The sequence below is a fragment of the Streptomyces sp. NPDC051921 genome, assembly GCF_040680975.1.
Classification (GTDB): domain Bacteria; phylum Actinomycetota; class Actinomycetes; order Streptomycetales; family Streptomycetaceae; genus Streptomyces.
On the sequence record NZ_JBFAXU010000037.1, the window covers coordinates 1 to 22212 of the forward strand.

General features: G+C 72.7%; 21 protein-coding genes. 11 read left to right on the forward strand and 10 right to left on the reverse strand.

The features are described from left to right. On the forward strand, positions 1 to 1476 hold a 1476-nt coding region (locus tag AB0M16_RS34005), incomplete at its 5' end, for a condensation domain-containing protein (protein ID WP_365349974.1). A gap of 83 nt (positions 1477 to 1559) precedes the next feature. Here AB0M16_RS34005 and AB0M16_RS34010 read toward each other — a convergent pair. Then, on the reverse strand, positions 1560 to 2885 hold the full coding sequence (locus tag AB0M16_RS34010; protein ID WP_365349976.1) for a hypothetical protein: 1326 nt from the start codon (positions 2883 to 2885) through the stop codon (positions 1560 to 1562). A 245-nt stretch (positions 2886 to 3130) separates the two neighbouring features. Here AB0M16_RS34010 and AB0M16_RS34015 point away from each other — a divergent pair, with 245 nt between their 5' ends. The 3 genes from AB0M16_RS34015 (at position 3131) to AB0M16_RS34025 (ending at position 4858) form a co-directional block, all read left to right on the forward strand. After that, on the forward strand, positions 3131 to 3517 hold the full coding sequence (locus AB0M16_RS34015) for a hypothetical protein (protein ID WP_365349978.1): 387 nt from the start codon (positions 3131 to 3133) through the stop codon (positions 3515 to 3517). Positions 3518 to 3535: 18 nt separating this feature from the next. Continuing rightward, the gene (locus AB0M16_RS34020; RefSeq protein ID WP_365349980.1) at positions 3536 to 3925 is read left to right on the forward strand and encodes a BlaI/MecI/CopY family transcriptional regulator; all 390 of its coding nucleotides are present in this window, start codon (positions 3536 to 3538) and stop codon (positions 3923 to 3925) included. A gap of 93 nt (positions 3926 to 4018) precedes the next feature. Then, positions 4019 to 4858, forward strand: a complete 840-nt coding sequence (locus AB0M16_RS34025) for a M56 family metallopeptidase (RefSeq protein WP_365349982.1) — start codon at positions 4019 to 4021, stop codon at positions 4856 to 4858. Positions 4859 to 4886: 28 nt separating this feature from the next. Here the strand turns inward: AB0M16_RS34025 and AB0M16_RS34030 are convergent, their stop codons facing one another. The 6 genes from AB0M16_RS34030 to AB0M16_RS34055 form a co-directional block, all read right to left on the reverse strand. Continuing rightward, positions 4887 to 6254 (reverse strand): aspartate aminotransferase family protein, encoded by a 1368-nt coding sequence (locus AB0M16_RS34030; protein WP_365349984.1) that lies wholly within the window; start codon positions 6252 to 6254, stop codon positions 4887 to 4889. A gap of 151 nt (positions 6255 to 6405) precedes the next feature. Beyond that, positions 6406 to 7905: an NAD(P)/FAD-dependent oxidoreductase gene (locus AB0M16_RS34035; RefSeq protein WP_365349986.1), complete on the reverse strand. Its 1500-nt coding sequence runs from the start codon at positions 7903 to 7905 to the stop codon at positions 6406 to 6408. Beyond that, on the reverse strand, positions 7902 to 8690 hold the full coding sequence (locus AB0M16_RS34040) for a class I SAM-dependent methyltransferase (protein ID WP_365349988.1): 789 nt from the start codon (positions 8688 to 8690) through the stop codon (positions 7902 to 7904). The genes AB0M16_RS34035 and AB0M16_RS34040 overlap by 4 nt, the downstream gene beginning before the upstream one ends. Positions 8691 to 8762: 72 nt before the next feature. Continuing rightward, complete coding sequence (locus AB0M16_RS34045; protein WP_365349990.1) at positions 8763 to 9476, reverse strand: class I SAM-dependent methyltransferase; 714 nt, start codon at positions 9474 to 9476, stop codon at positions 8763 to 8765. Positions 9477 to 9850: 374 nt separating this feature from the next. Then, positions 9851 to 11338 carry an MDR family MFS transporter gene (locus AB0M16_RS34050; protein ID WP_365349992.1) on the reverse strand — a complete coding sequence of 496 codons (1488 nt, stop codon included), beginning with the start codon at positions 11336 to 11338 and terminating at the stop codon, positions 9851 to 9853. Between the two features lie 6 nt (positions 11339 to 11344). After that, positions 11345 to 12289, reverse strand: coding sequence for an NAD(P)/FAD-dependent oxidoreductase (locus tag AB0M16_RS34055; RefSeq protein WP_365349994.1), 945 nt, complete (start codon positions 12287 to 12289; stop codon positions 11345 to 11347). Positions 12290 to 12388: 99 nt separating this feature from the next. Here AB0M16_RS34055 and AB0M16_RS34060 point away from each other — a divergent pair, with 99 nt between their 5' ends. Continuing rightward, entirely contained in the window at positions 12389 to 12778 is a 390-nt protein-coding gene (locus AB0M16_RS34060) for a MerR family transcriptional regulator (protein WP_365349996.1), read from the forward strand. A 31-nt stretch (positions 12779 to 12809) separates the two neighbouring features. Here the strand turns inward: AB0M16_RS34060 and AB0M16_RS34065 are convergent, their stop codons facing one another. After that, positions 12810 to 14051, reverse strand: a complete 1242-nt coding sequence (locus AB0M16_RS34065) for a cytochrome P450 (RefSeq protein WP_365349998.1) — start codon at positions 14049 to 14051, stop codon at positions 12810 to 12812. Positions 14052 to 14204: 153 nt separating this feature from the next. On the opposite strand from AB0M16_RS34065, the gene AB0M16_RS34070 reads away from it, so the two are divergent. From AB0M16_RS34070 to AB0M16_RS34080, 3 genes are all read left to right on the forward strand, one after another. Next, a complete protein-coding gene (locus tag AB0M16_RS34070) occupies positions 14205 to 15314 on the forward strand; it encodes a hypothetical protein (protein ID WP_365350000.1) in 1110 nt (369 codons plus the stop codon). A 139-nt stretch (positions 15315 to 15453) separates the two neighbouring features. After that, a complete protein-coding gene (locus AB0M16_RS34075; RefSeq protein WP_365350002.1) occupies positions 15454 to 16653 on the forward strand; it encodes an NAD(P)/FAD-dependent oxidoreductase in 1200 nt (399 codons plus the stop codon). Continuing rightward, complete coding sequence (locus AB0M16_RS34080) at positions 16650 to 17483, forward strand: ester cyclase family protein (RefSeq protein WP_365350004.1); 834 nt, start codon at positions 16650 to 16652, stop codon at positions 17481 to 17483. The genes AB0M16_RS34075 and AB0M16_RS34080 overlap by 4 nt, the downstream gene beginning before the upstream one ends. Positions 17484 to 17562: 79 nt before the next feature. On the opposite strand, the gene AB0M16_RS34085 is transcribed toward AB0M16_RS34080, so the two are convergent. After that, positions 17563 to 18822, reverse strand: a complete 1260-nt coding sequence (locus AB0M16_RS34085; protein ID WP_365350006.1) for a cytochrome P450 — start codon at positions 18820 to 18822, stop codon at positions 17563 to 17565. Beyond that, entirely contained in the window at positions 18819 to 20072 is a 1254-nt protein-coding gene (locus tag AB0M16_RS34090; RefSeq protein ID WP_365350008.1) for an NAD(P)/FAD-dependent oxidoreductase, read from the reverse strand. Before AB0M16_RS34090 ends, AB0M16_RS34085 begins: the two co-directional genes overlap by 4 nt. Before the next feature lie 329 nt (positions 20073 to 20401). Between AB0M16_RS34090 and AB0M16_RS34095 the strand changes: the two genes are divergently transcribed. The 3 genes from AB0M16_RS34095 to AB0M16_RS34105 all read left to right on the forward strand — a co-directional run bounded on the left by AB0M16_RS34095 (position 20402) and on the right by AB0M16_RS34105 (position 22210). Next, a complete protein-coding gene (locus tag AB0M16_RS34095; RefSeq protein WP_365350010.1) occupies positions 20402 to 20836 on the forward strand; it encodes an SCP2 sterol-binding domain-containing protein in 435 nt (144 codons plus the stop codon). Between the two features lie 94 nt (positions 20837 to 20930). Next, the gene (locus AB0M16_RS34100; RefSeq protein ID WP_365350012.1) at positions 20931 to 21860 is read left to right on the forward strand and encodes an LLM class F420-dependent oxidoreductase; all 930 of its coding nucleotides are present in this window, start codon (positions 20931 to 20933) and stop codon (positions 21858 to 21860) included. A gap of 77 nt (positions 21861 to 21937) precedes the next feature. Continuing rightward, positions 21938 to 22210 carry an acyl carrier protein gene (locus tag AB0M16_RS34105; RefSeq protein ID WP_365350014.1) on the forward strand — a complete coding sequence of 91 codons (273 nt, stop codon included), beginning with the start codon at positions 21938 to 21940 and terminating at the stop codon, positions 22208 to 22210. The last annotated feature ends 2 nt before the right edge of the window (positions 22211 to 22212 follow it).

Below are 22212 nucleotides of genomic sequence, written 5' to 3' on the forward strand. Positions count from 1 at the left end.
GCCCTCCGCGCCACCGCCCAAGCCGACCAGAACGGCCTCCACCTCACCCTCCACGACATCTTCCAGAACCCCACCATCACCCAACAGGCACTGACAGCGGGCTCGGCGAGGATGCGCGGCGGCGCGGACGACCCTGTCGGCCCGACGGAACTGACGCCCTCGCAGTACTGGTTCCTCGGTCAGGACCTGCCCCGGCGCCACCACTGGAACGACGCCTCGTTCCTGCTCTCCCTCCAGCGCCCGCTCGACCCAGGCCTGTTGGCCACCGCGCTGCGCGAGGTCCTGGCCCACCACGACGCGCTCCGGCTGCGCTTCACCGCGGCGTCCGAGGCCCGCAACGGCTGGCGCGCGGAGGTCGCGCCGTACGACGAGCGGGAGGAGCTGCCCTTCTCCACGTACGACCTGTCGGACCTGGACAGCCGGGCGCAGAAGCGCCGGAGCGTGGAGATCAGCGACACGCTCCAGGCGAGTCTGGACCTCGCCGAGGGGCCGCTGTTGCGGATGGCGTACTTCGACATGGGCGACCGCCCGCACTGTGTGCTGTTCCTGGCGCACTGGCTGGCCGTGGACCACTACTCCGGCCGGATCGTCCTCGAGGACCTGCTCGGCTGCTACGCCGACCTCGAAGGGGGCGGAGCCGGCGAACTGCCTCCGAAGACCTCGTCGTTCCGTGCCTGGACCCGCGGCCTCGCGGAGTACGCCCGGAGCGAGGAGGTGCGGTCCGAGCTCGGACACTGGGCCGCGCCGCTGCGCGGCGCGCCCTCGCGGATCCTCCTGGACCACGAGACGGGCCCGAACTCGCTGGAGTCGCTGGAGAACCACACCGTGCGGGTGGACCGCGAGGTGACCGAGGCGCTGGTGCGCCTGCTGCCGCGGCGCCTGCGGGCCGACCTGTCCGAAGTGCTGTGCTCGGCCGTGCTGCGCGCACTGCCGCTGGAGGACGCGCCGGTGCACCGGGTGCTCGTCGACCTGGAGCGGCACGGCCGCGACCTGCCGGTGCCGGACGTGTCCGTCGGCCGTACGGTGGGACGGTTCTCCACGCTCGTCCCGGTGCTGTTCGAGGCGGAGCGGGCGGACTCGCCGGTGGAGGCACTGCGGCGGGCGGTCCGCCAGGCCCGCTCCCAGCCGGGGCAGGGAGCGGGGCACGGCCTGCTGCGGTACCTGTCGGACGGTCCGGCGGCGGAGCTGGCCGGCCTGCCGCGGCCGGAGGTGGGCGTGAACTATCTGGGCCAGGTGGACGAGGTGTTCCTGCGCAGCGATCTGCTGAGCGTGCCGCGCATGGCCTACGGGCAGCAGCGCAGCGCGGAGGGGACGCGGTTCCGGCTGGTCGACGTGATCGGCTTCGTGGTGGCCGGACGCCTGAACCTGACGATCGGGCTGAGCCGGAACCGCCACCGTCCGGAGACCGTCCGACGCTTCGTCGACGCGCTGGTCGCCGAGCTGACGGAGCTGGCGCGCTGGGCGCGGGAGGAGTAGCCCCGGGCCGCCGCGTGCGGTGAAGGCAGAAGGGGGCCGTCCGGTCGGACGGCCCCCTTCTCCGTGTCCCTCCGGTCGTCCCGTCAGCTGCTGTAGAGGAGCGCGAGCCCGCCCAGGGTCAGGCCGACCATGGCGGTGAAGAGGGGTATCTGCGGCAGCACGCTGCGGTCCTCGGGCAGCGCGCCGACGGCGGAGTCGTGGGCGGCGATCACACCGAGGACGTGTCCGGTGACGACGGCGGTCACCTGGACCAGCGACATGACGACGGCGGAGGGCACGGCGTACGAGGTGGCCTGGACGCCGCCGTCGTGGAGCGAACCGTGCGGCCCGCTGACGAGGAAGACGTCGACGAGGCGCTGGGACTCCAGGAGGAACACGGAGGCGTAGTGGGCGATGACGTACCCGACGGCGATGGGAACGAGTGAGGGCGCCATCAGCGGGGTGTCCCAGGTGCCGTCGCGGGCGAGCAGGCGGGCGGCGCGGCCGGAGAGCCACATCAGCAGGGCCACCAGGAGGGCGGCGGAGAGCAGCCCGGCGGTGCGGGCGGGCGAGGTGGGCAGGTCCTGCACGAGCCGCTTCCACCAGCCCAGGTTGGAGAGGCTGTCGAAGGCGGTGGTGGCGAGCATCACGGACACGGTGGCGGTGAGCCCGGGGGTGGGGCGCACGGCGGCGAGACCGTCGAAGGGGTTGCGCAGGGCGAGCCGGCCGTCGGGTGCGCGGCCCAGCGGGGAGAGCGCGGCGATCAGGTTCGAGTAGGCCTCGAAGGCGTCGCCGCGTTCGAACCAGCGGGCGCCGTAGACGGCGGCCGCGGTGAGCTGGACGGCGGCGTACACCCAGAGCCACAGCAGGACGGGGAGGGCCGAGTCCCGGTCCGGCGAGGCGAGTTCGAGCCAGGCGAAGGCGAGCAGGCCCGCGGCGGCCGGCCAGTGGCCGAGGCGGTCGGGCAACGGGCGCAGGCCCCGCTCGGGATCGATGCGCAGCACCAGGCAGAGCAGTTCGTGGGCGGTGCGCAGCGGGTTGAGCAGACGCCAGAAGGGACCGAACAGCAGGGAGGCGGGGACGAGTCCGACCCAGAAGACGACGAAGAACGTGCCGAGGCCGAGTTCCGTGCCGCCGTAGCCGGTGGTGAGCACGCCGACGGTGAGGACGGCGAGGGCCAGGCCGAGCAGTCGGAGGGTGCGGCGCGCGAGGGGGTGGTCGGCGGTGCGGGTGAGCAGCGGGGGAAGGGGGCGCCGTACGCGGCCGGCCTCGAACCGGGGTTCCTTCCAGCGCAGTCGGAGGGCGTCGAAGGACGCGTAGAGCGCGGTGGCGCCGGCGACCATGGCGTACGTGAGCGGGATGGGGCCGTCGCGGTGGCCGACGACGTGGGCGAGGAACAGGTCGCGGGCGAGGGCGGGATCGTGGGACATGGGCCGACTCTGGGCGGGGCGGAGCGGCCGGGGCGAGACCGAGGCGGCCGGACCTTCGACGTCCGGTGGAGCGGTCGTGCGCAGTGGCCGTTCGGGCGGTCGTTCTGCTCGTCCGGTGTCGGGTCCGCGCGGAACGAGGCGCGGGGCACCGTAGCGGTATGGATTCCACACGGGCGAGGACAGAGGTACGGCCGGACACGGGTGGCGCTCATCGCGCTCAGGACGCCGTGGGGAGGCTGCGGGTCGTGGCCTTCGCCGCGGTGGCCGTCTATCTCTTCGGTCAGGCCTTCGACACCTACTGGCACGCGAAGAACGTGTCGTTCGTCCCGGAGCCCCCCAATGCGCTGTGGACGATTCACCTGGGGATCTATTCGGGTGCGGCCATCATTCTGGTCACGGGTTCCGCGCTGGCCTTTCAGGCGGGTTTCCGGATTTCCGGATGGCTCTTCGCCGCGGGTGGCGCGGTGGAACTCGCGGGATTCTTTTTGGATATGTGGAAACACTCCCAGGGGACATCCGTCGACTTCTACCACGACCTCGTCTGGTATGGCTTCGGTCTGGTGGTGGTGGGTATGGTGCGCATGGAGGCGATGCGTCGCAACCGTCTCGGGGTTTCCCACCGTTCGGACTGACCGAGGACCGTGGTGCTCATGACCGGAGACCATGCCGGCAAGTTGGGCAAGTTGCTGGGCCCGCTCGGCGCCGAGATCCTCACCGTGCTGTGGCGGGCGGGCCGGCCGCTCAGTGTGCGGCAGGTTCAGGAGAGGCTGAACCAGGGGCGCGCCGACCCCCTGGCGTACACGACGGTGATGACGGTGCTGAGCCGGCTCGCGGCGCGCAACGTGCTGTGCCGTTCGGCCGTGGGCCGGGGATTCATCTACGAACCGACGGTCGCCGACGTAGCCGAACTGGCGGTGCGCGACGTCATCCGTGATCACGGGGTGGCGGCGGTCGCGCACTTCGTGGACCAGTGCCAGACGGAACCGCATCTGCGGTCCCGTTTGATGCGGCTGGTGCAGGGAGAACCCGAACCGGGCTGATCCGCCGGAGGCGATGCCGTCGATTCGATCGACATACGGGGGAATGAACTGGTGTCCGTGGTACGCAGCATTCGCAGGAGCCCTGCCTGTCTGGTGGGGCTCGTTCTCTGCCCGGTCGTCACCGTGGCGGTCACCCTGGAGCTCTGGCACATCGCTTCGGGGCTGCCGGACGAGGTCCGGCACGGCGGCGGCGCCGGGCCGGTGCGGCTCGTGGACGCGCTGGTGATCGGCTGCGCGCTCCTGGTCATCCTGGTGAGCGCGCTCGCGGGCTGCCGCAGCGTGGCGCGCTGTCTGCTGGCGTCGGCCCGGCTGGCCTCGTGGGTGGCGGAGAACACCGTGCGCCCGTCCGGCCGGCTGGTGCGGATCGCGCGCCGGGTGGCGCCGGGGACGGACGTGGTGCAGGTCCGTGCCGACTCCCCGTTCGCGGTCACGTACCGGCTGTGGCGGCCCCGGGTCGCGATCAGTTCGCGGCTGGTGGAGCGTACGTCCGATCAGGAGCTCGCCGCGGTGCTCTGGCACGAGTCGCACCATGCCCGGTGGCGTCATCCGCTGGGCCGGCTGCTGACCGAGGTGGTCTCGTCGACGCTGTGGTTCCTGCCGCCGCTGCGTACGGTCCGGGAGCACGCGGCGGTGCGTCAGGAGCTGTCGGCGGACCAGGCGGCGCTCCGGGTCGAGGGGCGCAGCGTCCTCGCGAGCGCGATGGTGAAGTCCCTCTCGGACGAGAAGGTGACCGCCGCGGGAACGGCGATGGGGGACTCGACGACGCTGGAGGCGCGCGTGCTCCAGCTGGAGCACGGTCCGAAGCGGTTCGCGAAGTCCCTGAGGTGCCGTTCCCTGCGGCGGGCGGTGCTGCTGCTCTGCTCGGTGCTCGCGCTGCTCGTCTACGGCGCGGCTGCCGTGGTCCAACGCGGCTTGTTCACGCCGTTGTTCTGAGGCACCGGCGCCCGGGGCGCGCGGCGGATCAGTGGCAGTGCTTGTCGGCGACGGTGAGGGCGTCGTCGAGTCGGGCCAGGCCCTCGCGAGCGTCCTCCTCGCTGATGTTGCAGGGCGGCGTGATGTTGATCCGGTTGAGGTAGACCATCGCGTTGAGGCCGCGCTGCATGAAGGCGCCCATCAGTTCGCCGGCCTGCGGGGTGAGCCGGTCGGGCTGTTCGTACCCGACGAACATCTCGCGGGTCTCCTTGTTCTTGACCAGCTCCACGGCCCAGATGGCGCCGAGGCCGCGGACCTCGCCGACGCTCGGGTGCCGTTCGGCGATCCGGGCGAGCTCGGGGCCGAAGACCTCCCGGCCGAGCCGGTCCGCGTGCTCCACGACGTGCTCGTCGCGCATCGTGTCGATGGCGGCGACGGCGACGGCACAGGCCATGGGGTGGCCGGAGTAGGTGGTGCCGGCGGGGTAGGGCGTCTTGCTGAAGGTCTCCACGATCTCGTCGGACACGATCACGCCGGACAGCGGCAGATAGCCGGAGTTGACGCCCTTGGCGAAGGTGACGAGGTCGGCGCGGACGTTCCAGTGGTCGGCGGCGAACCAGCTGCCGGTGCGCCCGAAGCCCACCATGATCTCGTCGAGGATCAGCATGATCCCGTAGCGGTCGCACAGGGCGCGGACGCCGGCCAGGTAGCCGTCCGGGGGGACGAGGACGCCGCTGCTGGTGCCGCCGACGGGTTCGAGGACGATGGCGGCGATGGTCCTGGCGCCCTCCAGGACGATGACCTGCTCCAGGTGCTCCAGCGCCCGCGCGCACTCCTCCTCCTCGGTGCGCGAGTAGAAGGCGGAGCGGTAGAGGTAGGGGGCGAAGAAGCGACTGACTCCGGCGGTGCCGGTGTCGTTGCGCCAGCGGCGCGGGTCGCCGGTCAGGTGGATGGCGGTGGACGTGGCACCGTGGAAGGAGTGGTAGGCGGAGAGCAGCTTGTGCCGGCCGGTGTGGAGGCGGGCGAGGCGGACGGCGTGCTCGACGGCCTCGGCGCCGCTGTTGGTGAACAGGACCCGGTCGAGGCCCTCGGGGGCGACCTCGGCTATCTTGCGCGCGGCGGTGGAGCGCTGGGCCTCGGAGAAGTGCGGGGCGATGACGCACAGCCGGTCGGCCTGCTCCTTGATGGCGGCGACGAGCCGGGGGTGCTGGTGACCGAGGTTGGTGTACACCAGCTGGGAAGCGAAGTCGAGGTAGCGGTTGCCGGCGTAGTCCCAGAACCAGGAGCCCTCGGCCCCGGCGACGGGAAGGCCGCGGTAGGCGCCCTGCTGGACCCAGCCGCGGAAGAGGTGTGCCTGGTCGTCCGCGAGGACGGCTTGTGCGGCCTCGAGGCCGCCGGTGGCGTGCACGTTTGTCATGGCCAGCACGGTAGGGCGGACGGCGGTGGGGCCCCAGTCCTGATCGGACGAGCTGATCGGGCACCTCGGGCGGGCGCGTGGGAGCGCACGGACGGACCGCGCCCGGCGGCCGGTGGGGCCGGGGGCACGGTCCGTTCGTGGGGCGCGACCGTCAGCGAGCGGGGAGGCGGCCGGCCGGTAGGAGGCGCAGCGCGGCCGGGTCGGGCCGCGCGGTCAGGCGCCGGTAGAGCGCCGTCTTGTAGGGCCAGTTGTTGGTGAGGGTGCCGTCGGCGTTCTTGAACCAGTTGGTGCAGTCGTCGGTCCAGACCGTGCGGGCGGCGCCTTCGTCGATGCGCCGCTGCCAGGCCGTCAGGGCTTCCTCGCGGGCGTCGAGGACGACCCGTTCGCCCCGTTCGGCGTGACCGGAGAGCAGCTGCACGCACTGGGCGACGTAGTCGGACTGTGCCTCGATGGTGAGGGTCACGGAGTTGTGGCCGAGGTTGGTGTTGGGCCCGTACATGAGGAAGAGGTTGGGGAATCCGGGTACGTGGATGCCCAGATGGGCCCGCGCGCCGTGGCGCCAGACCTCGTCCAGTCGCTGTCCGCCGCTGCCGGAGACCTCCATGGGGGCCAGGAACTCGGTCGTGCGGAAACCGGTGGCGTGGATGATCGTGTCGACCTCGCGCAGCGTCCCGTCCCGGGTCTCTATGCCCTTCTCGGTGACCCGGGCGATGGGGTCGGTGACGAGTTCGACGTTGTCGCGGGCGAGTGCGGGGAAGTACTCCGAGGACAGCACGATGCGTTTGCAGCCGATGGCGAAGGGCGGGGTGAGGCGGGCGCGGAGCTCCGGGTCCGGCACCTGGCCCGCCAGGTGCCGGCGGGCCATGAAGGCGAGCAGGGCGGCCGCCCTGCCGCGGCGCAGCGCGGGCAGCAGTACGGCCTCGGAGCGCCGGAAGAGCAGGCCGCGGTAGGCACCGTGGGCGCCGGGCACGGTGCGCAGCAGGGCCGAGAGCAGCGGGTGGAAGCGTTCGCCCGGTTTGGGCAGCACCCAGTTGGGCGAGCGCTGGTGGACGTAGAGCCGCCGGACGCGTCCGGCTATCTCGGGAACGACCTGGGCGGCGCTGGAGCCGGTCCCGATGACGGCCACGTCGCGGCCGTCGAGGTCGTGGTCGTGGTCCCAGCGGGCGGTGTGGAAGGCGGTGCCGGCGAACTCGTCCAGTCCGGGCAGGTCCGGGTAGCGGGGCAGGGACAGCTGGCCGACGGCGGTCACGACGGCGTCCGCCGTGTGCTCGGTGCCGTCGGCGGTGCCGAGGATCCAGTGCCCCGCGGCGTCGTCGTAACGCAGCGCGGTGATCTCGGTGCCGTAGCGCAGGTGGGGGACGAGTCCGTGGTCGTCGGCGCAGCGGCGCAGGTAGGCGAGGACCTCGGGCTGGCGCGGGTAGCGCACGGCGCTGTCGCGGTAGGGCGCGAAGGAGTACGAGTAGAGGTGCGAGGGGATGTCGCAGCCCGCGCCGGGGTACGTGTTGTCGCGCCAGGTGCCGCCGAGGTCCCCGGCCTTCTCGAAGACGGTGAACGAGTGCAGTCCGCGCCGCTTGAGCTGGACGGCGGCGCCGAGGCCGGCGAGGCCGGCCCCGATCACCGCGACCTGGACGTGCCGGGGCTGTTCGGTCACGCCGGCCCCGTCTTGCGGTACACCGACACGTGGGCCTGGCTCTCGCCGGTGAACGGGCTCCGGTCCCAGCCTCCGTACCGGTGCTCCGGGGTGAGTCCGGCGAGGCGGGCCATCAGGTCGAGTTCGCTGGGCCAGACGTAGCGGAACTGCACGGTGTGCTCGCGGGTGTCGTCGCCGCCGTCGAGGCGGTAGTGCGGCCACATCCGCTGGGTGACCGGGTCGTGGCGGTCGACGCCGAGGTTCAGGCTGTGGTCGTCGGACCGGGCGACCTCCATGAGCTGGCCGCTCTGGCGGGCCATCTCGAAGCGGGCGGTGTCGGGGACGAAGCCCTGGACCACCAGGCGGCCGTGCTCGGGCAGCAGGCGGGCGGCGTTGGTGAGGCAGCGGACCTGCTCGTCCTGGGAGGAGAGGCTGTAGAGGGTGTTGAAGACGATGTACGCGAGGGCGAAGGGGCCCTCGACGTCGAGTTCGGCGAAGTCGCCGAGGACCAGCTGCACCCGGTCGTTGCCGGGCTTGCCCCGGAGCACGTCGAGCATGTCGGGCGAGGCGTCGATGCCGGTGACGTCCACGCCCCGTTCGCTGAGCGGCAGGGCCACCCGGCCGGTGCCGACGCCCAGTTCGAGGACCCGCTTCACTCCGGTGTCGCGGGCGGCACGGTCCGCGAGCGCGGCGAGGAAGCCGACCGTGGCGTCGGTGTCGTCCTGCAGGCGGACGATCCAGTGGTCGTAGATGTCGGCGAGTTCGTCGCCGTAGCTGGTGGGTCCGTAGTTCTCCTGAGTGGCCATGCGGGGAGTCAACCTCCGTCGGTGGGTGGGGGCCAGGCGCGATCGTCCGGGCCTTCGGGGGTGGCCGTCCGGTCAGCCCGTCGCGGTGTGGCCGTGCGGGGTGGCGGGTGCCGGGGCGCGTTCGACCTCCATGCGGGCGAACAGCGGGAAGGGCAGGGTGGGCGCGCCGGTGAGCCGCTCACGGCGCACCGGGGCTCCGGTGAACTCGGGTCGGGCGGCGACGGCCTGGTTGAGCGGGCCGTCGGAGACGCCGCGGAAGTCGTAGACGACGAGCCGGCCGCCGGGGCGGAGCACGCGGGCCGCCTCGGCGACGGCCGCGGCGACGTCGGCCCAGTGGTGCATGCTGAGCGTGGAGACGAGGACGTCGGCGGACGCGTCGGGCAGGGGAAGGGCGGCGGCGTCGCCGAGGTGGAGGGTGACGCGGTCGTCGAGGCCGTGTCTCCGGGTGTTGGCCCGGGCGCGGGAGACCATGGCGGGCGAGACGTCGACGCCGTGCGGCACGAGGTCGGGCCGGGTGCGGGCGATCCGCAGCAGCAGGCGGCCCGGTCCGGTGCCGATGTCGACGACGACCCCGTCGCGCGGCGCGCGGCGGCACACGTCGGCGGCGGCCTGCCGGTGGAGCCCGCTCAGCACCCATCCGGAGAGCCGGTCGTAACTCTCGCCGCTGATTCCCATGCCGCCGGGATCCTGTGCGGCGTGGCCCTGGTGGTGGTGACCGGCGTGGCGGTCGCCACCGGCGATCCGGTGGACGGCGCGGTGGGCGGCGTGGAAGAGGGAGCGCATCATGGACTGCTTCCGGGTGAGGGGCCAGGGGCCGTTGCCTGGGAGGGTGGTGCCTCAAGGGCTGTCGTCTGGGGTGCCGTCGCGTCGGGGGCTGTGACTCAGGAGCCGTGGTCCCCGAGGCCGTGGTCTCAGGAGCCGTGGTCCCCGAGGCCGTGGTCTCAAGAGCCGTGGTCCCCGAGGCCGTGGTCTCAAGAGCCGTGGTCCCCGAGGCCGTGGTCTCAGGAGCCGTGGTCTCAGGAGCTGTTGCCTCAGGGGCTGGGTGTCCGGGCCGGCGGGACCCGCCGGGGCCCGGCCCGGCCGGGCCTCCCCTGGACGGGAGCCGGCTCCTGGTGGGCGGCGGGCCGACCCGCGCCGGGGGGACGCGGGCCGGCCCGCGGTCAGGCGGCCTCGGGGGTGGGTGCGGGTTCGGCCGGGGCGGTCCGGTGCCCGGCCTTGTCGGGCCGGGGCAGCAGGGCGATGAGCGCCGCGAGCAGAAGGGCCAGCGGCACGCCCCAGGTGAAGACCTCGGGGATGGCCGCGGCGGTGGCCTCGGGGCCGCCGGGTCCTCCGGCGACCTCCCGGGCCAGCAGGTTGCCGAAGAGGGCGACGCCGATGGCCATGCCGAGTCCGCGGATGGACAGGTTGGCGGCGGTGGTGGCCGCCAGGTCCGGGGGTGCCGCGGCGTTCTGGGAGACCACGACCAGGTTCTGCATGAGCAGGCCGAAGCCGAGGCCGAGCAGTGCCATCTCCACCGCCACGAGGGCGTACGGGCTGCCCAGGTCCAGCAGGCTGAGGAGCAGGAAGGCCACGGTGAGCAGACCCGCGCCGGTGAGGAGGTAGGGCTTGAACCTGCCGCTGGCGCCCGCCTTTCCGCCGGCGACGGCGGAGATCACCACGAAGGGGATGAAGTACGGGTTGAGCGCGAGTCCGGCCTGAGTGGCGCTCATGTCGTAGGCCGCCTGCAGGAAGGTCGGCATGAACACGATCGAGCCGTAGAGCAGCATGCCGACGACGGCGGTCGCGGGCAGCGCGACCCGCAGCGCGGGGTTGGTGAACAGCCGCAGCGGCAGCAGCGGGTTGCGGGCCCGGCCCTCCCACCACACGAACGCGGCGGCGAGCAGCAGACAGAGCGCGATCAGGCCGAGGACCTGGCCGGAGCCCCAGGCGTACTCCCGGCCGCCCCATTCGGTGACGAGCAGCAGGCTGACCACGGCTCCCATCAGCAGCGCGGAGCCCGCGAGGTCGACCGGTTCGCTGGCGGCGGCCTTGGGCAGCCGCAGCGCGTACGCGCACAGGGCGATGGACACCAGGCCGAGCGGGATGTTGATGTAGAAGATCCAGCGCCATCCCGCGCCGTCGGTGAGGGCACCGCCGGCCAGCGGACCGCCGACACTGGCGATGGCGAAGACCGCGCCGGTGAGGCCCTGGACCTTGCCGCGCAGGTGCGCCGGGTACAGCTCGGACAGCGCGACCGTGGGGATCACGAAGAGCGCGCCGGCGCCGATGCCCTGGAGCACCCGGGCGGCGATGAGCTGCGGCATGGACTGGGCGATGCCGCAGAGCAGCGAGGCGACGGAGAAGAGCACGACGGCGGCGATGAAGACGCCGCGCCGGCCGAAGCGGTCGCTGATCCGTCCGTAGAGGGTGCCGGTGGCCGTGGAGGCGAGGACGTAGGCGGTGACGACCCAGCTGAAGGAGTCGCCGCCGCCGATGTCGGCGGTGATGTCGGGCAGGGCGATGGCGACGACCGTCTGGTCGAGCACGGAGAGCAGGATGCCGAGGACGAGGCCGACGGTGGCCAGGGGGACGTTGCTGCCGTGCGCGGGGGCGACGGCGGCGCTTCCGGAGGCGGTGACGGGGGCTCCGGAGGAGGTGCTGTCGGACATGGTGGGTCACGCCCTCCCGGACGCGAAGGGGTTGGGCAGCTTGAAGTCGACACTGACCAGGTCCTGGTCGATGACGGTACCGGCGACGGTGCCGCTGGCGGCGGCGGCGACGACGGCGGCGAGCGGCACGGGCACGGTGGCCCGGCGGGCCATGTCGCCGGCCGCGTACACGCCGGGGACGCTGGTCTGACCGAACTCGTTGACCTCGACGCAGGCGTCCGGGAAGGTTTCGCAGCCGAGCCGCTCGGCGAAGTCGGCGCGCTGGCGCAGCGTGGTCTTGATGAAGGCGGCGTCCCGGTCGAGTGACGAGCCGTCGGCGAAGACGATCCGGCGCAGGTCGATGCCGTCGGCGTCCAGCCGGGCGATGGGCTGGTCGTGGACCGTGACGCCGTTGGCCTCCAGGACGCTGCGCATCACCGGTTCGAGGTCCGCGCCACCGGTGCACAGGACCATGTCGTCGGTGAAGCGGCTCAGGTGCAGCGCGAGGCGCACCCGCTCCGGCTCGGCGCCTATGACGGCGATGCGCCGACCGCTGGCCTCGAAGCCGTGGCAGTACGGGCAGTGGAAGGCTGACTTGCCCCACAGCTCGGCCACGCCGGGCAGGTCGGGCAGTTCGTCCCGCAGCCCGGTGGCGAGCAGGAGCCGGCGGGACTCGACGACGGTGCCGTCGTCGAGCACGACCTCGAAGTGGTCGTCACCGAGGCGGCGGGCGGAGGCCACCTCGACGGCCCGGTGGTCGACGGTGGGGTACGCGGCGAGGTTGTCCCGGCCCAGCTCGCGCAGGCGCTGCGGGGGCGTGCCGTCGTGGGTGATGAAGTTGTGCACGGCATCGGCGGGGGCGTTGCGCCCCTGGCCGCTGTCGGCGAGCAGTACGGTGCGATGGGCGCGGCCCAGGGTCAGTGCTGCGGACATTCCGGCGGGGCCGCCGCCGATGATGATCGCGTCCAGCATGTTCACTCCGCTCGTCTCGTTACGACGCAGGTTTCTCTTGACCTGGGGACAACTCTGCAAGTTAATGTCAACATGAAGTCAAGTGGCGACGAGAGTTCCATGACCATCGGTGAACTGGCCGACCGCTTCCAGCTGCGTCCGCACGTGCTGAGGCACTGGGAGGCGACGGGACTGCTGTCCCCCGCCGAGCGGGTCAACGGCCGGCGTTACTACACGTCACGGCACATCGCACGGGTGGCGATGATCGTCCGGGGCAAGACCGCGGGCTTCAGCCTGGAGCAGTTGCGCGGGGTGCTCGACGCGCCCGACGCGGTGGAGCGGCGGAGCCTGCTGCTCGAGCACCACGCCGAGCTGACCCGCCGGATCGAGGAGATCGAGAAGTCCAGGACGCTGATCGAGCACGCCCTGGACTGCAAGGCCGAGGACTTCACCGAGTGTCCGGGCTTCCGCCGGCTGGTGGAGCAGTTGGCGGGCGCCCCGGAGGAGTGACCGGGGGCGCCCGGGGTCCTGCGGCGGGGGTTCAGCGGATGCCGGAGAAGCGGACCGACATCCGCTCGGGCCCGCGCAGGATGACGTGCGGACGGTACTCGAGCGATTCCGGCACGAGCTCGGGGTCCGCCACCCGGGTGACGAACGCCTGGAGGGCCACGGCGGCCTCCAGCTTGCCGAGGTTGGCGCCCAGGCAGCGGTGCGGTCCGCTGGAGAAGGACAGGTGGTCCAGGCGCTTGCCGCGGGGCCGGGTGATGTCGAAGCGGTCGGGGTCCTCGAAGACCTCCGGGTCACGGTTGGCCGCGGCCGCGAGCAGCAGGACGTCGGTGCCCTCGGGGATCTCGTAGTCGTCCAGGACGATCCGCTCCTTGGTCATCCGGTGGAGCATCTGCACCGACGGCTCGTAGCGCAGGATCTCCTCCACCGCCGCGAAGGCCAGCGAGGGGTCCTCGCGCAGCATCGCCATCTGCTCGGGGTGGCGCAGCAGGGTGAGGATGCCGTGGCTGATCAGGTTGGCGGTGGTCTCGTGGCCCGCCATCACGAGCAGCGCGAGGGTGGCGAGCAGTTCCGGCTCGGAGAGCCGGTCGCCGGCCGCCTCGGCCCGGACCAGGCTGGGCAGCAGCCCGTCGCCCCGCGCTCCCCCGTCGGCGATCAGGTCGCGGAAGTACTGGTAGAAGGCGGCCCGGGTCTCGGTGTCCTCCTTGTCGATCTCCGGGGTCCGGTTGGCGGCCATCAGCGGGTCGAGGGCCCGGCCGAGGACGGTGGACCAGGCACCGAAGACCTTGTGGTCCTCGGGCGGCACGCCGAGCATCTCGCAGATCACCCGGACCGGGACGGGATAGGCGTAGACGCTCGGGATGTCGACCGGGGAGCCGGCTTCGGCGACCTGGCGGACCAGGTCGTCCACGATCTCCCGGATCCGCCCCTCCAGGTTCTGCACCATCCGCGGCGTGAACGCCTGGGTGACCAGGCCCCGCAGCCGGGTGTGGTCCGGCGGGTCGAGGAACGTCATCACCTCCTTGCGGGACGCCACGGCGTCGGTGCTGAGGATCTTCGACCGGCTGCGGTCGGCGCTGGCGGCAGGGTGGCGCAGCAGTGCGTCGACGTCCTTGTGCCGGCCCAGGACCAGCATGGCGCCGTCCATGACCGTGAAGGGCGAGGCGTCGCGCAGCCCGTGCAGCAGGGCGTACGGGTCGGGGCGGTTCGCCGGGTCGAAGTAGGCGGCCAGCTGTTCTTCCGGCGACTGCGCCGGGCTCGTCTGCGTCTGCGTCATGGCTCCGAGGGTGGACGCGCCGGCCGGGCGCGACGAGCCGCCGACGCCGTGGTCGTTCGGGCACCTCACGTGCACACCCCAAAGGAGACTCCCGGGCTCCGGTCGGCGGCCCCAGGGTTACCGTCCATGGGATCCGTTGCGCTCAGTTCCGCGATGTCCACCGCCACCGCCAAGCTGCCCAGGGGCCCGGCCTACGACCCCTGGCGGAGCTGGCGGAGCCGCGAGGGTGCCGAGGGCATCGTCGCGGCGGGAATCCTGGCGGCCAACGCCCGTAACGTGCAGCCGTGGCGGTTCGTCGTGGACGACGGCTCCGCCGCCGGACCCGCCGTGCGGGTGCACGCCGATCCGGCCCGCCGGCAGGGCGCGCTCGACCCGTTCGACCGGGAACTGTACGTCGGGCTCGGCTGCGCCCTGGAGAACATGGTGCTCGCCGCCCGGGCGCGGGGCTTCGCGCCCCGGGTGCTGCTGTGTCCCGACGCCGACGACCCCGCGCACGCGGCGACCGTGGTCCTCGAGCCGGGCGAGCCCCAGGCGGGCGAGCTGTACGAGGCCATTCCGTACCGGCACACCAACCGGGGCCCCTTCCGCCCGGAACCGCTGCCGCCGCAGCTGCTCGGCGAGATCGCCGGGCTCGGTGACAAGGACCTGGCGGCGCCGGCCCTGCGCTGGTTCTCCACCACGGCGGAGCGCGCCCGGGTGGCGGCCCATCTGACGGAGGCGACGAAGGAGATCGTCGCCGACGAGGACCAGTCGCTCGCCGGGCACCGCTGGTTCCGCGCGAACGACCGGGAGGTCGAGCGCAGCCCCGACGGGATGACCGTGGGGACGCAGGGCATGCCGCCGCTGATGAGCGCCATCGGCAAGCGGTTGCCGGCCCCTTCGCGGCGTACCGCCGACCGCTTCTGGCTGCGTCAGACGCAGAACGTGCACCTGCCGACGGCGGCGGCCTTCGGCATCGTCACCGTCCCGGACGCGACCCGCGCGGAGGACCGTCTGGAGGGTGGCCGGCTGCTGCAGCGCATCCATCTCTTCGCGACGGCGCGCGGCCTCGCGGTCGGCCACCTCAACATGATGACCGTGCGCGCCGACCGCGAGCGCCAGTTGGGGCTGCCGTCCCGGTTCGGGAAGGTGCTCGCCGACCTGGTCGGCGATCCGGAGCGGCAGGCGCTCGTCACCTTCCGCATCGGCCGGCCGGCGAACCCCGCCGCCGCGAGTCCCCGGCGGCCCGTGGCGGAGGTCCTCGCCCGGGAGACGGACCTCTGAGCCGGCGTCCCGGGCACGGCGTCCGCGGCTGCGCGTCCACGGCTCCGTGCGCGGAGCCCGTGCCGGCGGCACACCCCGCACACACCCACCGTCCGGCGGCCGCGCTGCGCCGCCGTCTGTCGAGGAGGCGTAACACACCATGTACGACGCGATAGTCGTCGGAGCCCGGGTCGCGGGGGCCACCACCGCGATGCTGCTGGCCCGGGCCGGCCACCGGGTGCTGCTGCTGGACCGGGCCCGGTTCCCCAGCGACACCATGTCCACCCACTACGTGCACCAGCCCACCATCGCCAGACTGGCCCGATGGGGACTGCTCGACCGGCTGACCGCCAGCGGCTGCCCCCCGCTCGACGTGGCCCGCTGGACCCTGGAGGACGTCACGATCACCGGCTGTGCGCCGCCGGTGGACGGCATCCGGTCCGCTTACGGGCCGCGCCGCTTCGTCCTCGACTCGCTCCTCGTGGACGCGGCCCGCGAGTCCGGGGCCGAGACGCGCGAGGGCACCAACGTGACGGAGCTGCTGTGGGAGGGCTCCCGGGTGGTCGGCGTGCGCGCCCGCGGCGAGTCCGGCGCGGAGTTCACCGCCCGGGCCCGCGTGGTGATCGGCGCCGACGGGGTGGACTCCATGGTCGCCCGCGCGGTGCGCGCCCCCCGGTACGAGGAGGCGCCGACCCTCAACTGCCTCTACTACACGTACTGGGGCGGCATGAAGGCCGACTACGAGGTCTACGTCACGGGCCGGCGGGCGATCGGCGTCGTCCCCACCAACGACGACGCGGTCATGGTCGGCATCCAGTGGCCCCGCGCCGAGTTCGACCTGGTGCGCCGGGACGTGGAGGGCTCCTACCTGAAGGCCCTGGAGGCGACGGCGCCCGAACTCGCGGAGCGGGTGCGCGGATCGGAGCGGACGGCCCGCTTCACCGGCACCGGCCGGCTGCCGAACTTCTTCCGGCAGGCGAGCGGTCCGGGCTGGGCCCTGGTGGGCGACTCCGGGTTCCACAAGGACCCGGTGGGCGCGTTCGGCATCAGCGACGCGATCCGCCACGCCGAGCTGCTGGCCGGTCTGCTCGCGCCCGCGCTGGGCGACGAGGTGCCGCTGGAGCGGGCGCTGGACGACTACGCGGAGCGGCGCGACGAGGACGCGATGCCCGAGTACTTCTTCAACCTGCAGGCGGCGCAGCTGGAACCGATGCCGGAACTGCTGGACATCCTGCGGGTGATCGCCGGCGAGCAGGACCAGGTGGACCGGTTCTTCGGTCTGATCGCCGGGATGTACACCTGGGACACCTTCTTCACCCCCGAGCTCATCGAGCGCGCAGGCGCCGGGAGGAACGCATGACCGAGACGACCACCACCGAGTCCGCGAGGCTGATCCAGCGGCTGTACGCCGAGGTGTACAACGCACACCGGCTGGACCGGATGCCCGAGTTCTACGCCCCGGACATCCTCAACCACGGCGGCCAGGGCGAGGTGGGCGTCGACAGCCTGCGGGCCCGGGTCGGGATGATGTTCACCGCGTTCTCCGACGCGGTGGCGGAGATCGAGCACATCGTCGCGCAGCACGACCGGGTGCTGGTGTTCCTGCACTGGACCGGCCACCTCAGCGGTGCTGACGACGAGTTGTCGCTGCGCACGGCGAACCTGTACCGGGTGGCCGACGGGAAGATCGCCGAGCACTGGAGCGTCGTGGACCAGTCCGGTCTCACCCGCTTCGGCATGCCGGCCGGCGACCAGACCCAGCCCGTGGGCAAGCCGGACTGGAACGCCTCCCCGACGGAGGAGGCCAACATGCGGCTGGTGCTGACGGTCTGGGAGGAGCTCATGCGGGAGCACCGGCTGGACCGGGCGGACCGGTACTACCGCCAGGACTACATCCAGCACAATCCCTTCGCGGCCGAATCGGGGGCGGGCCTGAGCGGGATGAAGGACTTCTTCGCGGGTCTGTTCGCCGTCGCGCCCGACCTCACCGGGGAGATCACCCAGATGGTCGCCCAGGACGACCGGGTGGCGGTGTTCTGCGTGTGGCAGGGCCACGAGGCCGCCACCGGACGTGAGGTGAAGCTGCACACGGCCGACCTGCTGCGGATCCAGGACGGTCTGATCGCCGAACACTGGGACGTCATGGACTACGCGGCGGTCGCGCAGTTCGGGGTGCCCCAGGGCGACTGAACCGGCGGACGCGACGAAGGGGGAAGGCCCGGGGAATCTCCCCGGGCCTTCCCCCCTTTCGTCGCGTCCGCCGGCCGGATCAGCGCCGCGGGGTGACCGTGACGGGCAGCCGGGCGAGGCGGCGCTGCATGAACAGCGGCAGCCACCGCGGGGCGTCGGCCGCCTCGGGCGCGAACTCGGCCGGCCAGGCCGCCAGGGCCTCCATCATCAGCGCCCCCTGGCGCTTGGCGAGCGCGGCGCCCAGGCAGTAGTGCAGCCCGTGGCCGAGCGCGAGGTGGGGGGTGCCGCTGCGGGTGATGTCGAAGCGGTCCGGATCCGGGTAGACGGCGGGGTCGCGGTTGGCGGCCCCGAGGAACGTGAGCACCCGGGACCCGGCGGGCACGACGCGGCCGCTCAGCTCGACGTCCTCGCTGGTCCAGCGACCGCCTCCCGCGGTGGCCAGCTGCAGCGGGCTCTCGTAGCGCATGACCTCCTCGGCCGCCGTGGCGGCCAGTTCGGGCCGGGCGCGCAGCAGCGCGAGCTGGTCGGGGTGGCGCAGCAGGGTGAGCACGGCGCTCGCGGTGAACGCCACGAGCGTCTCATGGCCGGAGATGAAGACCAGGATGGCGTTGGCGTGGAGTTCGGCGCGGCTGATCAGGCCGTCCCGCTCGGCCTCCACGAGCGACGAGAAGAGGTCGTCGCCGGGCTCGTCGCGGCGGCGCCGCGCGAGGTCGCCGAGATAGGCGTCGAACGCCTCGAAGGCCTCGACGGCCGTCTCGATGGAGCCGGGGTCGGCGGGGATGTCCGCCGCCGGCGACATCGCCTGGCCCCAGTCCTTCAGGCGCGGCAGATCGGCCCGGGGCACGCCGAGGAGGTCCCCGATGGCCTGGAGCGAGACGGGGAAGGCCAGTTCGTCGACGACCTCCAGGGAGCCGCGGCGCAAGGCCTCCGCGAGGATGCGGTCGGCTCCCTCGCGGGCCTCGGCGAGCACCCGGTGCAGCCGGGGGGAGGCGAAGGGGCGCCGGGTGAGGTTGCGCAGCCGGGTGTGGTCCGGCGGGTCCTGGAAGAGCAGCGTGGTGTTCATGGAGCGCAGGGACTCCGGGACCATCACCGCGAGCAGTTCGCTGACCGGGTCGGGCGGCTGGAGCCTCAGCCGCGGATCGGCGAGGACGGCGGCGGAGTCGGCGTGGCTGCTCACCACGTACGCGTCCAGGTAGTCCCAGTAGACGGGGCCGCCGAGCGCGCGGACACGGGCGTACTCGGGGTACGGGTCGGCGCGGAACGCGTCGGTGTAGGGGTCGAAGTCCTTCAGGATCGGCACCGCCCGGTCGTCCGTGCGGCTGTCGTGTTCGGTCGTCATGGGGTTCCCTCCGTGCCGGTCAGCTCCGCCAGCGCGTCGCCCGGCAGCCTGCCGAGCATGGACAGCAGGTTGTCGGGGGCGAAGAACCGCTCGGCCGGTACGGTGCCGGCGATCACGCCGAAGAACCGGTCGGCCTCGTCGCGGTGTTCGGCGAGCACCCGGACGAGCTGCCGGGTCATGGGGTCGAACTCGAAGCTCGCCGCCTCGCAGGTGAAGTCGTAGATGAGTTCGGACGCGGCGTTGCGGGCGCGTTCGTACGCGGACAGCGCCGTCTCCCAGTCCGCGCCGCCGCCACGGACGGTGTCCAGGGCCTCGGCGAGGAACTCGGCGTCACGCCAGGCGTCGCTGATGCCCTGGCCGGTGAGCGGGTCCTTGTGGTAGCCGGCGTCCCCCACCAGGGCCCAGCCCGGGCCGTAGGGCTTGCGGTAGAAGTTCTCGAGCGTGGCGCTGCCGCGGAACCTCTCGACGCGTTCGGCACCCGCGAGTTCCTCGGCCAGGCTCGGCGCGGCCTCTTCGACGGCCTTGAGGTAGTGGCGTTCGATGTCGGAGCGGTAGGTGCCGAAGAAGTCGTGCGGGCGGGCGGCCTGCACGAGGTAGGCGTCGTCGTGGGTGGGGATGACGCCGATCTGTTTGTCCCCCTCGAGGAAGACCTCGTTGCGGTGACGGCGTTCGGGCGACAGCCCGCGCCAGTACGTGTAGTAGACGACGGTCAGCGGCGGCCGGGTGTGGTAGGCGGCCGCGCCGGTCTGCCGGGCGACGATCGAGTTGCGCCCGTCGGCGCCGATGACGACGGGCGCGCGCAGGGTCTCCTCGGCACCGCCCTCCCGCTGGAAGCGGACGCCGGTGAGCGTGCCGTCCTCGTCGCGGACGAGCGAGCGCACGGTGCACCGTTCGCGGATCTCCGCGCCGGCCTCCCGCGCGGCGTCGACGAGCAGCGCGTCGAGGACGGTGCGGCGCGGGGCGAGGGCGAAGCCGATGTCGCCGGACGGCGGGGCGAAGCCGCGCACCGACGTCTCGCCGAACCACCAGAGGGCCTCGGTGACCGGTGGGCAGCCCGTGGCCGTGAGCCGGTCGAGCAGTCCCCAGCGAGCGAGCCGGGACAGGCCGCTGGGCTGGATGTAGTGGGTGGAGACGGTGTCGCGGGGGAACGCCGCGCGGTCCAGGACGACCACTCGGTGTCCCTTGCGGGCCAGGAGCATCGCCAGCGGCGACCCTGCGCAGCGGGCTCCGACGACTATCACGTCGTACATACGACCTCCGCGGGGGTTCTGGGGGCGCGACCGCCCCGGTGCGGAGGCTCGGCGAGCGCGCGCGGGAGCGGCTCGGCGGGGGCCGGCGCCCCGGACAGCAAAGCGGCCGTCCCCCGCCCCCGCAGCCCCCCATGGGGGTGACCGGTCGGGCGGCCCCATCGGTCAGGCCCGGCAGCCGCTCCCGGCGGGGCGCAGATCCACCGCCCTGACGGCCCTGTGCGCCGCGGGGCGCGGAACGGCAGGTTGGGGCCGTCCGACCCGCGTCGGGACGTGCGGGGCCCCGGTGGCCCCGGCGGAGCGCACGAACGCCACCACGAGGAGCGTGGGCCATGGCCCTGGACACCAGCAGGTTCGAGCAGATCCGGGAAGTCGCCGGCAGCCGCAAGGAGGAGGACGTGTTCGCCTTCGCCCGGCAGCAGGAGGGCGGGATCGACGGCCTCCTGGACGACATCTTCGCCAACATGCCCGAGGCGTTCCGCCCGGACCGTGCCAAGGGCCAGGAGGCGTCCTTCCAGTACGAGATCAGGACGCCGGAAGGCGTGCACGAGTACTTCGTGACGGTGTCCGGGGGCAGCTGCGAGACCGGCCGGGGCCGTACGGAGTCGCCGAAGCTGACGACGTCGGTGGCGCTGCCGGTGTTCCTGAAGCTGCTGACCGGCCGGCTCAACGGCATGCAGGCGTTCCTCGGCGGCAAGGTCAAGCTGTCCGGCAACACGCTGTACGCCGCGAAGCTGGAGCACTGGTTCGACCGCCCGTCCTCCTGAACCCGGGCCGACCGCCCGGTCCCCGGTACGGCGGGCCGAGCGGGACGACCGAGCAGGACGACCGAGCAGGAGAGACCCGATCAGGAGGGGCACGATGAAACTGGGCATCGCACTGCCCACGGTGGGGCCGCCCGGCCGGCGCCGCTACGTCCTCGAGGTCGCCACGGCCGCGGACCGGATGGGCTTCGACTCGGTGTGGGTGAGCAGCCACGTCGCCCTCCCCCGTCAGCGGGAGAGCACCTGTCTGTACCCGCGCGCCAAGACCGCGGACGCCTACAACTGGGGCGTGGCCTGGCTGGAGCCGATCGCCGTGATGGGCCTGGTCGCCGGCGTGACCGAACGCGTCCGGATCGGCACGCACGTGCTGGCCCTGCCGTACCGCAACCCGGTGATCCTCGCTTCCGAACTGGCCTCGCTCGACCAGCTGTCGCTGGGCCGGATCGTGCTCGGCGCCGGTATCGGCTGGATGGACGAGGAGTTCCGTACCGTCGGGGTGCCGCGCAAGCAGCGGGGCGCCCGCACGGACGAGTCGATCGAGGTGATGCGGACCCTGTGGGCGGCCCGCCGGCCCACCTCCTTCCACGGCCGGTTCACCGACTTCGACGACATGTGGCTGGCCTCCCGGCCGCACAGTGAGCAGGGCCCGCCGGTCTACGTGGGCGGGAACACCGAGGCCGCGCTGCGGCGCGTGGCCCGGCTGGGCGAGGGCTGGCTCGCCCACGAGCTGTACCCGGAGGAGATCCCGCCCGCCCGCGACACGCTCGCCCGGTTCGCCGAGGAGGCCGGACGCGACCCGGCCGGCATCGAGCTGACCGTGCGCCGGGCGCTCGTCCCGCCCTTCGAGGTCATGGACTTCATGTCCGACCGGCTCAGCATCCGCGGCACGGCCGAGGAGGTGGCCGAGCAGCTGGACGCGTACCGGCGGGTCGGCGTCTCGCTGACCGTCCTCGACCTGTCCATGCGTCCCGCCGAGATCGTCGAAACGATGGAGTGGCTGGTCAAGGACGTCCTTCCGCTGATGTGACCGGCCCCTCCCCCGCAGCACCCCGCACGTCGTCGCACACGCCCCCATCCACCCCTCGCACCCCTTTCGGAGAGCTGATGACCGCGTCGGACCCCATCGCCACCACCCCGGACGAGCGCCGGGCGCAGATCAAGGACCTGGTCTGCGACATCCTCGAGATCGACCCGGCCGAACTCACCCCGACGAGCCTGTTCAAGGAGGAGCACGGAGCCGACTCGCTGCGGGCGATCGAGATCCTCGCCGCACTGGAGCGCACCTTCGGTATCACGATCGAGCAGGCCGAACTGAGCCTGATGGTCAATCTCGAAGGCGTCGAGTCGGTCGTGGACCAGGCCCTCAAGGCCCGGTGAAC